Origin of the sequence: Actinoplanes sp. NPDC020271, from assembly GCF_044388125.1 — a bacterium.
In the GTDB taxonomy this organism is placed as follows: domain Bacteria; phylum Actinomycetota; class Actinomycetes; order Mycobacteriales; family Micromonosporaceae; genus Actinoplanes.
This window is the reverse complement of record NZ_JBIRWQ010000005.1, coordinates 83,324-96,472: the sequence shown is the minus strand read 5'-3', so window position 1 is coordinate 96,472 and position 13,149 is coordinate 83,324. Positions and strand designations below refer to the sequence as shown.

The window sequence follows — 13,149 nt, the reverse complement described above, 5'->3', positions numbered from 1 at the left end:
GACTCTGCTCCTGGACTCGCTCACCGGCTCGCTCATCGGCCGCCGCCCGGGACTCCGCCGCCACCACCGAGGTTGCCGCCGCCGCCGAAGTTGCCGGTTCCGCCGCCGGGGAATCCGCCGCCCGACTGGCTGCCGCTGCCGGTGCTGGTCGAGGTGGTCTTGACGACGACCTGCTCGCCGGCGGTCAGGCCGGAGGTGATCTCGGTGGTCGAGTCGCCCTCCAGGCCGATCTCCACCGAGCGCGTCTCCTGTGTGCCGTTGGCGACCACGGTGACCGTGTGCCGGTTGCCGACCGTGGTGATCGCCGCCGAGTTCACCGCGACGACGTTCTCCTTGGAGCCGGTGGTGACCACGACCGAGACGGTCTGGCCGACCTTCACGCCGGTCGGCACCTTGTCCAGGGTCAGCGTGACGCCGTAGGTGACGACGCTGTTCGAGGTGGTGCCGGACGGGTCGATCGCGGTGACCTTCGCCGTCTCGCTGGTGCCGCTGAGCGCGTTCCAGGTGACCGTCGCCGCCTGCTTCTCCTTGAGCTTGGTCGCGTCGGCCTCGGCGAAGCTCGCGGTGACCTGCATCTTGGTCAGGTCGGCGATCTCGATGAACCCGGTGGACGACGAGGAGGACGAGGACGAGGTGGAGCCACCGCCCTGCGACCCGCCACCGGACGACGACCCGCCCGACGACGAGGAGCCGCTGCCCGAGGCCGAGCTGCCGACCGTCCCGCTGACCGCGGTCACGGTGCCCGCCATCGGCGCCTTCAGCACCGCGCCGTCGACCCCGGCCTGCGCGTCCTCGACGGCGAGCTCGGCCGAGTCGACCGAGTTCTGCGCATCGGTGGTGTCCGAGCCGGCCGTCTCGGCACGGTCCAGCGAGTCGTTCGCGGCGTCGAGGTTGGCCTGCGCCTCGGCGAGCGTGCGCTTGGCCGCGGCCGGGTCGACCTTCGCCAGGACCTGACCCTTCTTGACCTTGTCACCGATCTTGACGTCGATCTCGGTGACGGTGCCACTGGTCTCGAAGCTGGCACTCGCGGTGCTCGCGCTCTCCACGGTGCCGCTCGCGGTCACGGTCTTGGTGACCGTGCCCTGCTGGACGGAGACCGTGCGCTCGGAGGCAACGGCGGCCGTTCCCCCGCCGGCGGAGGAGGAGAATGTCTCGTACACCGTGATGGCCCCGGCGACGAGCATCACGCCGATCACGGCGTTGACCACCAAAGACGGGTGGCGGCTCACAACGCGGATTTTCATTTTGCATTCCGCCGCGGAATAGCAGAGCGTACCTTCATGCCGCACACTTTCGGGGTACGGCCTTGGAGGAGATTCGGGGAAACCTCGGAGCCAGCTTTGAATCGCGGGACAGAACCTAGACCGAGTCACTGAGAGCCGGGAGCAGGACGCGGAACGTCGCGCCGCCACCGGGGGTCTCGTGCAGCTCGATCCAGCCGCCGTGCCCGTGCACGATGGCGGCCACGATGGCCAGTCCGAGCCCGGATCCGCCGCCCTTGGCCCGGTTGCGGCTCGGGTCCGCGCGGTAGAGCCGCTCGAAGATCCGCGTCGCGTGCTCGGGCCGGACGCCGGGCCCGTCGTCCTCGACCTCCAGCACCGCGACCGGCAAACCTTCACGTACGGTGACCGCCCCGGAGCGCACCGCGGCGCCGTCGGCCGGCCCGGCGAGCTGGTGCCCGACCCGGACCGTGACCCGGGTCCCGTCCGGGGTGTGGTTCAGCGCGTTCGCGACCAGGTTGGTCGCCACCTGTCGCAGCCCGTGGTCGTCGCCGAGCACGGTGGCCGGCTCGAACGTCTCCTCGTCGTCGTCGAGCCCGCCGAGCAGCACCTTGCGGCCGGGCATCCGCGCGTGCGCGTCCCGGATGGTGTCCGCGGCGATCTCCAGCAGGTCGATCCGGCGCAGTTCCCGGGTGCGCTGCTGGTCGAGGCGGGCGAGGATCAGCAGGTCCTCGACGAGCACGCCCATCCGGCCGGCCTCGGCCTCGATCCGGCTCATCGTCTCGTCCAGCATCGGGCCGGGCGGGGCGCCGCCGCGGCGGTAGAGCTCGGCGAAGCCGCGGATCGAGGTGAGCGGGGTGCGCAGCTCGTGCGAGGCGTCGGCGACGAACTGGCGCAGCCGCTGCTCGGATTCGGTCCGGGCACTGGCCTCGACCTCGATCCGGGCGAGCATCGAGTTGAGCGCCAGGCCGAGCCGGCCGGGCTCGGTGTGCGGGTCGGCGCCGGGCACACGCCGGGAGAGGTCGCCGCCGGAGATGTCCGCGGCTGCCGCTTCCATCTCGGTGAGCGGCCGCATCCCGATCCGGACCACCCAGGCCGCGCCGAGCCCGAGCAGGGCCAGGATCAGCAGCAGCACGCCGGCGTCGATGATCAGGAGCTGGTCGCTGGTCTGCCGCACCTCGCTCAGCGAGGAGCCGAACAGCGCATAACCGCCGGTGTCGCCGACCGGGACGGCGATCACCCGCCAGCCGGTGCCGTCCGGGCTGGAGATCGTGTACGGCTTCGGACTCGCCGCCCGGGCCGCGACCTCGGCGAACGGCGGGATCGCGGGGCGCGAGTCGTCGGCCGGCGTGGTCCGCTCCGGGTCCAGGGTGCCGTCGGCCAGGTAGAGGTAGTTGATCTGATCCGGGCCGATCCCGCGGAAGAACCGGTTACGCGGTACGCCGAGGTTGTTCTCCGGCTGCTGCGTGACGAACCGGGTCATGCCGGTGAGCTGCTGGTCGATCCGGCCCGTCAGATAGTTGCGGATGAGCAGGACACCGGCGAGGTTCGCGGCGATCAGCGCGATCGCGGCGAGGACGCCGACCACCAGGACGAGACGGGACCGTAGCGTCCAGTGCCGCCAGGGCAGCCGGCGCGGGATCACTCTTCGCCGGTGCGGGGCAGTCTCAACGCGTACCCCACTCCCCGGACCGTGTGAATCAGCGCCGGCTCGGTCTTGTCGATCTTCCGGCGCAGATAGTAGACGTACGACTCGACGATCCGCCCGTCCCCGCCGAAGTCGTACTTCCACACCCGGTCCAGGATCTGGGCCTTCGACACGACCCGGCCGGCGTTGATCATCAGGTAGCGCAGCAGGTTGAACTCCGTCGGCGACAGCTCGATCAGACGGCCCGCCCGACGAACCTCGTGGGCGTCCTCGTCCATCTCCAGGTCGGCGTACCGGAGCACCCCGGTGTCCGGTGTCGGTTCCTCCGGCCGGCTGCGCCGCAGGATCGCGCGGATACGTAGCACGACCTCCTCGAGGCTGAACGGCTTGGTGACGTAGTCGTCGGCACCGGCCGAGAGCCCCAGGATCCGATCCTCGACCGCGTCGCGGGCGGTGAGGAAGAGCACCGGGGTCCGGGACCCGGCGGCGCGCAGCCGCCGGGCGACCTCGAACCCGTCCACGTCCGGCAGCATCACGTCGAGCACGATCAGGTCGGGCTCGAACTCGGCCACCGCCACCAGGGCGGAATGCCCGGTCTCGGCGACTCGCACGTCGAAGGCGACGAGCCGCAACGTGGCGCTGAGCAGCGCGGAGATGTTCGGCTCGTCGTCGACGACGAGGACGCGGGTGGCCCGCGCCGGCGCGTCACCGACGGTCATGGAGTAACGGGTTTCGGAGAGCACCGCAAAGATTTATCAACGTTTTCTTTGAATCAGCTATGAAACCGCTGTCTCTTGCCGTCTGACATTCACCAGGAGCGGGACACGACGTCACCCTCCGTCAAACCCGAGGTGATCTCAGTGTACTGGTCACCCCGGAGGCCGATCTCCACCTTCACCTCGGCGCCGCCCTTCTGCACGGTCGCGGACGTCCCCGAGACGTTGTGCACCGCGGTGCTCGGCACCCGCAGCACGTCGGTCTTGCTGCCGGTCGTCACCTTCACCTGCGCGCTCTGCCCGACCAGCAGGTCCTTGGGCGCGTCGACGAAGGCGAGCACCACGCCGAACGTGGTGAGCGTGCCGTTGCTGGTGCCGACCGGGTCGACCACCACGAGGGTGGCGTCGAAGGTCTCGCCCGGCTTGTCGGCCAGGGTGATCACCGCCTTCTGCTTGACCGCCAGGTGATCCGCGTCGGCCTCCGGGAAGTCGGCGCTGATCTGCATGTCGTAGACGTCGGCCAGGCTGATGAACGTCGAGCCGGAGCTCACCTGGCTGCCGACCTTGCCGCTGACCGAGAGGATCCGGCCGGCGATCGGCGCGGTGATGGTGGCGCCCTCCAGGGCATCCTCCTTCTCCTGCAGCGTGACCTCGGCCGAGTTGACCCGCTGCTGCGCGCTCAGGATGGCGTCGGAGCCGCTGCTCTGGCCGCCGCCCTGCTGGCCACCGCTGCTGCCGCCACCGGCCGTCCCGGAGCAGGAACCGGTGCCCGTCCCGCTACCGGTGCTCGTCCCGGTCTTCCCGCCGGTGCTGCCACCGCTCGTCGTGGCCGGCGTGGCGGTGGCGGTCCGGGTGGCCGTCGCACTCGGGCGTGCCGTCGCGGTGGCCGTGGCGCCGGCGCTGGGCGAGGCCGAGGCACCGGCGCTCGGCGAGGCGCTGGTCTGCAGCCTGTACGCCGCCGCCGCGTTGCACCCCGCCGACGTCGTCGCCGAGGTCGTCGAGGCGGCGTCCTTCGCCTTCGTCAACGCGTCCTCGGCGTCGTCGAGCGCGTCCTGCGCGTCGTCCACCGCCTGCTGCGCGTCGTCGTCGTCGACCGTGGCGAGGACCTGGCCGGGGGTGACCGTCGTACCCGCCCGCACCTTGACCGTCTCCACGGTGCCGTCCACGGCGAACGACAGGCTGCGCGTCTGCGCCGCGGCCAGCGTGCCGGTGGTGGCCACCTCCGTGGTCACCGCGCCCTTGTCCACCTTGACGGTCTCGGCCGCCTTCGACTCCTCGGCGTCGTCCGCCGTCAGCGCACGCACCACGCCGAAGGCGATCAGTGCGAGAACGACGACCGAGACGCCGAGCCAGATCCAACGCCGGCGACCGGCCAGTGCAACACCCATGGTCAGGGAGTGTGGCGAGCGGTTCTCGCCGCGGGCTCGGTCCCGCCTCGGAGTTCGCTCAAAGCCCGGCAGACCACTCAAAGGTAATTCCTAGGCGGATCCGATCTTCCGCATAGGAAGACACGGTTCGCTTTGCCGTCGTGCCCGCCGGATGAAAAAGGAGGCGGGCCCGTGTCGATGAGGAGACGCTTGTGCCGGTGATCAAGTCGAGGGTGGCCCGCCGGGTCGCGGCGTGCGCGGCGGTGGCGTTCGTTTCGGTCGCCTTCACCGCGGCCTGCGGTGACAAGGACGACAGCAGCGCGTCCAGCGGCACGACCGGGCAGAACGGCGGCGGTAACAACCAGGCGTTCGCGGCGTACACCGAATGCCTCTCCAAGAACGGCGTGACGATCACGATGCCCTCCGGTGGCCCCGGCGGCAACGGCATGCGCCCCTCCGGCGGTGCCTTCCCGTCCGGCGGCGCGCGGCCCTCCGGCCAGCCCCGGCCCTCCGGCAGCTTCGGCGGCCGCAACGGCGGCTCCCCCGGCGGGGGCGGCGGCTTCCGGAAACCCGACGACGTGGACGACGCCACCTGGCAGAAGGCCCAGGAGGCGTGCGCGTCGGTCCGGCCCAGCTTCGGCGGCGGCAACGGCCGGGGCAACGGCGGCGGCAACGGCGCGAACGCGGCCTACGACGACTGCCTCAAGAAGAACGGCGTCACCGACACCGCCAACCTGAACACGTCCGACGCCACCACGGCCAAGGCCGTCGAAACCTGCAAGGTGCTGCAGCCGACGGCGAGCGCCGCTTCCTGAAACACCCCCTGACCACCGTGCCGGCGTCGTTCGCCCCCCCCGTCGTGGCGACGCCGGCACGGTCGTTCCTCCTGAAGATCACCACCCCGCTTTTCCCGTACGCCGGATCAGCCCGATCAGGACAGTGGGCACGTGTGCCGGCAGTCGGAGGCCGCTGGGCTGCACGGGTCCGCACCGAGGCAGGTGCGCCGGCGGGAGTCCACAGATCCTGGGTTCATCCCGCCGCAACATCCCGGAAATTTCATCCTCTGCACGACATCGACGTCCTTCTTTCGCTTCGCGTCGTCGCGCGCAACACTTCCGACATGTTTCATGCACCTTTAGTGCAGGAAGTTGAGCATCTGCTGCGATCCGCCGCCGCAGGTCACGGCGGTGCTCTCCAACTGTGCGGCTCCCCCGGATCCGGCCGCAGCGCCCTCCTGCGTCAGGCTGCCCTCCGCGCCGACGGCTGGACCGTCCACTCGATCCCCGGCTACGCCGCCGAGCGCACGCTGCCGCTCGCCGCTCTCCGCCGCCTCCTCCCCGGCGACGACCTGCTGAACCACCTGCGTACGGCGTCGCGGCACCGCCCCCAGCTGGTCCTCCTCGACGACGCCCACCTGCTGGACGCGCCGTCCGCACAGGCCATCGCCCACGCCGCCCGCCGCGTCACCGGCGACCGCATCGCGTTCCTGGCCGCCGGCCCGCCCGGTCTCGCGCTCTTCCCGGCCCGGCACCTCGCCCCGCTGCCGGCCGACGAATGCCGCGCCCTGCTGAGCCTCCACGCCCCGGACCTGACCGACGACGTGACCGTGGCACTCACCGAGCTGTCCGGCGGGAACCCGGCCGCACTGACCGATCTGGCCCACTCTCTGTCACCGGCCCAGCGCCGCGGCTACGCTCCCCCGCCGGACACTCTGCCCCGGGACAGCCCCCTCCGCCACCGGCTCCTCGCCGAGCTCGAGGCCCTGCCCGCGGCCACCCGAACCCTGCTCCGGCTGGCCGCCTGCGAACCGCCGCCCCCGCTGCCCGTCCTGCTCGCACACGGCCGCCTGAGCGACCTCGCCCCGGCCGAGCACGCCGGCCTGATCACCGTCGACGACGACCACGTCCGCTTCGGATCACCGGTCTCGCGATCGGTCACCTATCACGGGATGACCGCGGTCGCGCGGCAGGCGGCCCACCTCGCGCTGGCCGAGGCGTCCACCGGCCGCGGCCGCCACCTCGATGCCCTGCTCCACCATGCCGCCGCCACGAGCAGCGACGATGCCGCCCTCGCGGCCGCACTCACCCAGGCTGCCGCGCCGGCCGCGCCGGCCTTCGCCACCGAAGCTCTCCGGTACGCCGCGCAGCTCACCCCGGACCCGGCCGCGCGCGACGCCGCCCTGCTCGACGCGGCCCGCGCGGCGTGGCTGGCCGGCCGCCCCCACCGCGCCACCCAACTGCTCCGAACCGCCGAGCACACCGCCACCCACCTCACGGGCCCCGCACCCGGAACCCACGTGCGGGCCCGCCGATCCGCGGAGACGCGTCTCCGGGCGCGCGGCCTCGCCGCCGAGATGCGCCCCGACGAGCCCGCCTCCCGCGAGATCCTCATGGACGTGGCCGCCGACATCGGTGACGCCGACCCCGTGACCGCGCTCGACGCGCTCGCCCTGGCCGGTGAAGCCGCCTGCCTCGCCGGTGAGCAGGGCCGATACATCACACTGGCGCAACGCATCGTTGCCGGGCAGCGCGGCGACGAGTCACCGCCGGTCGCGATGGCGTACCACCATGTCGCCGGGCTGGCCGAGCTGGCGCTGGGGCACGAGGACGCGGCGTTCGAGCGCTTCCGGCGGGAGCTGACGCTCGCCGGGTCGGTCGCCGAGCCGATCCCGCTGATCAGGGCAGCGACCGCGGGGATCATCGTCGGCGACGCGCGGGGCGCTACCGGCGCGGCCGGCCGGGCGGCGGTGCTGGCCGGCGCGGGCGGGGCGCACAGCCTGGTGCCCCGTGCTCTGGAGTTGGCCGCGCTGGCGGGGATGGCGTCCGGGGACTACGACGCGGCGACCACGGCGGCGCTCGACGGCGTCGCCCTGGCCCGCGGCACCGGACAAACAGCCCTTGCCGGTACGCACCTGGGGCTCCTCGCCGTCCTGGCCGCGCTCGTCGGGGACCGTGACAGCGGACAGGCGCGAATCCGGGCCGCGACCGGAACCGATCAGGCCCGTCCGTTGTGCGAGTGGGCACTGGCGCTGCTGGACCTGGTCGACGGACGCCCGCTGGCCGCGGCGGAGCGCCTGCGCGTGGTCGTGACCGGCCCGCCGGGCCGCGGGTCGGTGCTGCTGCACGTGGCGGTGGTGCCGCACCTGCTGGAGGCGGCCGGTCCGGAACCGGCGCTGAACCGGGTCGCGGCGGCGTTCGACGACTGGGCCGGACGCACCGGTCAGTCCGGCTGGCTGGCGCTGCGCGACCGGTGCCGGGCGCTGCGGACGCGGGACGGGGAGGCCGCCGAGGCCCACTTCCGCTCGGCGTTGCGGCGGGCCGGGGAGAGCGGGTTCCCCCGGGCTCACACCGAATTGCTGTACGGCCGGTTGCTCCGCCGTCGCCGCCGGCACGTGGCGGCCCGGGAACACCTGCGGCGGGCGGCCGAGACGTTCCGGCTGCTCGGCGCGGAACCGTGGGCGGCACAGAGCGTACGGGAGTTGCGCGCCGCAGGCGAACGATCCGGACCGGAAATGATCGCCGCAGCCCCGGTCCGGGGTGACGGCGACGCGGTGCTGACCGCGCAGCAGCTACGGATCGCGACGCTGGTCGCCGAGGGCGCCACGAACCGCGAGGTGGCCCAGGAGTTGCACCTGAGCACCCGCACGGTCGACCACCACCTGCGAAACGTCTTCGCCCGCCTCGGCGTCCGCTCCCGGACGGAGATGGCCCACCTGCTCACCGCCCGCTGACCCTTCCGCACCACCGCCGAGCCACCGCCGGACCGAGCCGGCCGGCTCTCGACGCTGCCTCGAAGCCCGGGAGACACCCCTGACACCCCCGCCGAATCCGGCCGGCCGCTTCCGGCGGTGCCTCGGCCCCGGCGAGGCACCGCTCACGCCCGCCGGAAGCACGGCGGCCGGCTCTCAGCGGTGCCTCGCGAAGCGGGAAGCACCGCAGAGAGCCGGCCGACAAGGGCGAGCCGACCAGCGAGCCCGAGCCGGCCGCGGGGAGCCGGGGCAGGCGAGATGGGCAAGCGAGACGGGGCGGGTGAGCGAGGTGGGGTGGGACGAACAGGGTGGGGTGGAAGGAGCGGGTGGGGTGGGTCATGCGGTGTGGGCGAGGTCCATCCGCGCCCAGCGCTCCGACAAGTGCCGGCGGCGGCAAGCGACCAGGTGCCCTGCCAGGATCGCCGGATGCCCGCCGCGCACGCACACGTCGGCCCCGGCGGTGAGGACCGACGCGACCAGCTCGGCCGGCGCCCACTCGTTGATGAGGACCACGACCCGGCTGGCCCGCGGCAGCACGGCCCGCGCGGTCCGCACGTCGTCGGCCCCGGCCCCGCTGAGCACCACGATCTCGCCGGGCCGGATGTCGTCGAGGCCGGTGACGGGCCGGACGGTCCACCCGGTCGGCAGGTGTTGCGGGAGCCCACCCACCCGGCTCCGCTGACCGAGGACGGCGACCACCGGGTCACCTGCCGGGGCCGGTGCGGTGACGGCTGGGGCGACCTCGCGGCTGAGCTGCTCGATCATGATGGTCATCTCCTCGGTGAGTCCCTCGTGATGCCCTTCACGATTCGCCCTGGACCTTGAAGTGCCGTGTGCCGTACCTGTGGGTTCGTTGTCAGCTGATCACCTCAGGTCACGCCGGGATCACCACGGACCGGGCCCGCCGCCCGGGACGACAGCGCCCGAGCCGCCCGAGAACCGCCCGGAACACCCGCGGGACGAGGCCCCGAGCCGGCGGAAAGCGGCCGGGGATGCAACCACGGATCAGGCGGAGTCGCGGACCACGACGCGGATCAGCTCGTCCGTCGAGAGCGCCGGCCCGGCCTGCCCACCCACCGCCGCCACGATCGTCGTCGCCAGGTGCGCGGCCAGCAGCTCCTGATCAGTGGTGACCGTGGTCAGCGCCGGCACCGCCAGCCGCGCCGCCGGAATGTCGTCCACGCCGATCACCGCCAGTTCCCCGGGCGTCGCCAGCCCCAGCGACCGCGCCCCGGCGAGCACGGCCAGCGCCACCTCGTCGTTGTACGCGCAGATCCCGCTCACCCCGTCGGCCCGCCACCCCGCGACCGCCGCCGCTGCCCCGTTCACGTCGAGCGGAACGGTCCGCACCACCGGCGCGGTGAGCGTCTTCACCCCGGCCAGGCGTGGCTCGGCGAAGATCTGCAGCCGTGGATCGTCGGGGTACGCGTATCCGAGGCGTTGATGCCCCGTACGGGAAAGGTGGTCTGCTTGTCTGCGGCCGATCAACGTCTGCGGAACCGCGAGCTCGCGCCCGTGCCTCCCGGGGCGCCCGAGCAGCGCGACGACGAGCGCCACCCCGGCCGCCCGCATGGCTTCGGTCTCGTCGTCGGAGAAGTCGGTGAAGGACAGCACCGCGGCCGGCGTGATCGCTTTCCAGATCTCGGCGATGGGCCGGTCGTCGCGGCTGCCGGGGTGGGCGAGGAAGGTGAGCCCCTCGCGGGCGAGGGCGGTGGAGAGGTTGCCGAGGGTGTTGCCGAGTTCGTTGCCGATGGGCCAGTCGGGGAGGAGGCAGAGGACCACGTCGGAGCGTCCGGTGCGCAGGGTGCGGGCGGCGGCGGACGGCGCGTAGCCGAGCCCGGCGGCGGCTTGCCGCACGCGGTCGCGGGTGGCCGGGGAGATGCTCTGGCCGGGGGTGGCGTTGAGGACGTAACTGACGGTGGCGCGGGAGACCCCGGCCCGGCGGGCGACATCGGCGCTGGTGATCCGGCGGGGCTCAGGCATGGGGTGACTTTACTACTTACACGTGTCAGCATAGGGGTCATGACGCTCGACCTCGCCACCAAGGTCGCCCTCCTCACCGGTGCCACGACCTTCACGCTCGCACCGAACGATCAGCTCGGCCTGCGCGAGGTCCGGCTCTCCGACGGCCCGACCGGGGTGCGGGGCCTCAAGTTCAGCGGCGGGCGGGTCGTCGCCCTGCTGCCGAACGCGACGCTGCTCGCCTCCGCCTGGGACACCGCCGCGACGTACGAGGCCGGCCGCATTCTCGCCGAGGAAGCGCTCGCCCAGCGGATCCACGTCGTCCTCGGTCCGACGATCAACCTGCACCGCAGTCCGCTCGGCGGCCGGCTCTTCGAGGCGTACTCGGAGGATCCGCTGCTCACCGGCAAGCTCGCCGCGGCGTACGTGCGGGGTCTGCAGGAGCTGGGCGTGGCCGCCTGCCTCAAGCATCTGGTGGCGAACGAGTCCGAAACTGATCGCAACACGATGAACAGCGTCGTCGACGAGGCCACGCTGCGCGAGGTCTACCTGCTGCCGTTCGAGATCGCCGTCGAGGAGTCCGACGCCTGGACGATGATGGCGGCCTACAACGACGTCAACGGCGTCGCCGCGACCGAGCAGCGGCACGTCAACAACGAGATCGTCAAGGGCGAGTGGGGTTACCGCGGGCTGATCATGTCCGACTGGTTCGCCACGAAGACCACCGCCGAGTCCGCGAACGGCGGCCTCGACCTGGTCATGCCCGGCCCGGGCGGCCCGTGGGGCGACGCGCTGGTCGAGGCGGTCAAGCGCGGCGGGGTCGACGAGGCGGTGATCGACGACCACCTCGACCGGCTCCTGCTGCTGGCCGAGCGGGTCGGCGCCCGCGGCCCGGAACGCGATCACCCCGGCGATCTTCCCCACCCCGATTCGGCCGTACGCCGTGAGCAGCTCACCCGCCTGGCCGCGACCGGCATGACGGTCCTGCGCAACGAGCGCGGCACCCTGCCGCTGTCCCGCGGGACCAGGGTCGCGCTGATCGGCCGGCACGCCGTGCAGACGATCGACATGGGCGGCGGTTCGGCGCAGGTCAACCCGCCGTACCAGGTGAGTGTCGCCGAGGGCCTGCCGGCGCGGATGACGGACGTGACCGTCACCGACGGGGTCGAGGTGCGGACCCGCCCGGTCCCGGCCCGCGGCGGTTTCCTCACCGACCCGGAGACGGGCGACCCGGGCGTCCGGGTCCGGCTGTTCGACGCGGACGGGAACCTGCTGGAGTCCCGTTTCGCCGCGCGGTCCTCGACGATGATCGGGATGGACGACGACTTCGCCGGCGCGGTGTGCGTCGCCGAGCTGACCGGCCGGATCAGCGTCGCCGGGCCGGTCGTGCTGGGCGTGCTCGGTGCCGGCACCTGGCACGTCACGGCGGCCGGCACCGCGTTCGACTTCTCGCTCGACCTGGTCGGCGGCGGCATCGGCGAGGCCGTGCTGACCCCGCCGCTGCGGGTGGACCGTTTCACCGCCGCCGAGGGTGACGTGCTCACCGCGCGGGTCGAGCTGGTCGCCGAGGGGACGTTCGCGAACGCCGGACTGTTCGGCCTCATCGGTCACGTCGCCCCGCGCCCGGTCGTCGACGTGCTCGACGACGCGGTCCGGGCCGCCGCGCAGGCCGACGTGGCCGTGGTCGTGGCCGGCCTCACCGAGGAGCAGGAGGCCGAGTCGGTCGACAAGTCCACGCTGGCGCTGCCCGGCGCGCAGGACGCGCTGATCGAGGCGGTGGCCGGCGCCGCCCGTCGCACGGTCGTGGTGGTGAACGCGGCCACCCCGGTCCTGATGCCGTGGCTGTCGCGGGTCGACGCGGTGCTCTGGGCCGGGCTGCCCGGTCAGGAGGGCGGGCATGCGGTGGCGGCGGCGCTGCTCGGCGAGCTCGAGCCGGCCGGGCGGCTGGTGACCACGTTCCCGGCCGCGGACGGCGAGTCGCCGGCCTGGTCGGTGACGCCGGTGGACGGTGACCTGCCGTACACCGAAGGGCCCTTCATCGGTTATCGGGGACATTACGCCGGGCGGGCCGCCGAGCCGGCCTTCTGGTTCGGGCACGGACTGGGCTACGGCAGCTGGGAGTATTCGGGCGCCGAGCGGGTGGGCGGCGAGGAACCCGGGGTGGCCGTCACCGTCACCAACACGAGCAGCCGCGCGAGCCGCGAGGTCGTGCAGGTCTACCTGCGGCCGGACGACCCGCGGCAGCCGGTCCGGCTGGCCGGCTGGAGCGCGGTCACGGTCGGGCCCGGGGAGTCCGCGCGGGTGACCGTCCGGCCGGACCCGCGAATGTGGCGTGTGTGGAACACCACGGCCGGGGACTGGGAGCGTGACTCCGGTGGAGAATTGCTGATCGCTCGCGGCCTGGGCGACATCCGAGCCACCCTGTGACCGGGCGGGGCCGGCCCGATGAGGCAACCGTCCTGCTTCATCGGGCCGCCCGCCCGAGAAC

General features: G+C 72.9%; 9 protein-coding genes. 3 read left to right on the top strand and 6 right to left on the bottom strand.

The annotated features are described in order from the left end of the window. Window positions 1–32 precede the first annotated feature (32 nt). The 4 genes from ACH442_RS13235 to ACH442_RS13220 form a co-directional block, all read right to left on the bottom strand. Window positions 33–1,244 carry an efflux RND transporter periplasmic adaptor subunit gene (locus tag ACH442_RS13235; RefSeq protein ID WP_396338214.1) on the bottom strand — a complete coding sequence of 404 codons (1,212 nt, stop codon included), beginning with the start codon at window positions 1,242–1,244 and terminating at the stop codon, window positions 33–35. Between the two features lie 115 nt (window positions 1,245–1,359). Continuing rightward, the gene (locus ACH442_RS13230; RefSeq protein WP_396338213.1) at window positions 1,360–2,865 is read right to left on the bottom strand and encodes a sensor histidine kinase; all 1,506 of its coding nucleotides are present in this window, start codon (window positions 2,863–2,865) and stop codon (window positions 1,360–1,362) included. After that, on the bottom strand, window positions 2,862–3,587 hold the full coding sequence (locus tag ACH442_RS13225; RefSeq protein ID WP_396338593.1) for a response regulator transcription factor: 726 nt from the start codon (window positions 3,585–3,587) through the stop codon (window positions 2,862–2,864). The genes ACH442_RS13230 and ACH442_RS13225 overlap by 4 nt, the downstream gene beginning before the upstream one ends. Window positions 3,588–3,676: 89 nt before the next feature. Then, window positions 3,677–4,972, bottom strand: coding sequence for an efflux RND transporter periplasmic adaptor subunit (locus ACH442_RS13220; protein ID WP_396338212.1), 1,296 nt, complete (start codon window positions 4,970–4,972; stop codon window positions 3,677–3,679). A gap of 197 nt (window positions 4,973–5,169) precedes the next feature. Here ACH442_RS13220 and ACH442_RS13215 point away from each other — a divergent pair, with 197 nt between their 5' ends. Both ACH442_RS13215 and ACH442_RS13210 read left to right on the top strand, forming a co-directional pair. Continuing rightward, window positions 5,170–5,766: a hypothetical protein gene (locus ACH442_RS13215; RefSeq protein ID WP_396338211.1), complete on the top strand. Its 597-nt coding sequence runs from the start codon at window positions 5,170–5,172 to the stop codon at window positions 5,764–5,766. A gap of 323 nt (window positions 5,767–6,089) precedes the next feature. Continuing rightward, window positions 6,090–8,681 carry a LuxR C-terminal-related transcriptional regulator gene (locus ACH442_RS13210; RefSeq protein WP_396338210.1) on the top strand — a complete coding sequence of 864 codons (2,592 nt, stop codon included), beginning with the start codon at window positions 6,090–6,092 and terminating at the stop codon, window positions 8,679–8,681. A gap of 354 nt (window positions 8,682–9,035) precedes the next feature. Here ACH442_RS13210 and ACH442_RS13205 read toward each other — a convergent pair whose 3' ends face one another. Further along, window positions 9,036–9,473, bottom strand: coding sequence for a hypothetical protein (locus ACH442_RS13205; protein ID WP_396338209.1), 438 nt, complete (start codon window positions 9,471–9,473; stop codon window positions 9,036–9,038). A gap of 231 nt (window positions 9,474–9,704) precedes the next feature. After that, window positions 9,705–10,682: a LacI family DNA-binding transcriptional regulator gene (locus ACH442_RS13200; RefSeq protein ID WP_396338208.1), complete on the bottom strand. Its 978-nt coding sequence runs from the start codon at window positions 10,680–10,682 to the stop codon at window positions 9,705–9,707. A 39-nt stretch (window positions 10,683–10,721) separates the two neighbouring features. Here ACH442_RS13200 and ACH442_RS13195 point away from each other — a divergent pair, with 39 nt between their 5' ends. Then, entirely contained in the window at window positions 10,722–13,088 is a 2,367-nt protein-coding gene (locus tag ACH442_RS13195) for a beta-glucosidase (protein ID WP_396338207.1), read from the top strand. Window positions 13,089–13,149: the final 61 nt, after the last annotated feature.

What these genes read in the sequence shown, in the direction of transcription:
- ACH442_RS13235 (WP_396338214.1), bottom strand. Translation starts at nt 1,244, where the DNA reads ATGAAAATCCGCGTTGTGAGCCGCCACCCGTCTTTGGTGGTCAACGCC.
- ACH442_RS13195 (WP_396338207.1), top strand. Translation starts at nt 10,722, where the DNA reads ATGACGCTCGACCTCGCCACCAAGGTCGCCCTCCTCACCGGTGCCACG.
- ACH442_RS13220 (WP_396338212.1), bottom strand. Translation starts at nt 4,972, where the DNA reads ATGGGTGTTGCACTGGCCGGTCGCCGGCGTTGGATCTGGCTCGGCGTC.
- ACH442_RS13200 (WP_396338208.1), bottom strand. Translation starts at nt 10,682, where the DNA reads ATGCCTGAGCCCCGCCGGATCACCAGCGCCGATGTCGCCCGCCGGGCC.
- ACH442_RS13225 (WP_396338593.1), bottom strand. Translation starts at nt 3,587, where the DNA reads ATGACCGTCGGTGACGCGCCGGCGCGGGCCACCCGCGTCCTCGTCGTC.
- ACH442_RS13205 (WP_396338209.1), bottom strand. Translation starts at nt 9,473, where the DNA reads ATGACCATCATGATCGAGCAGCTCAGCCGCGAGGTCGCCCCAGCCGTC.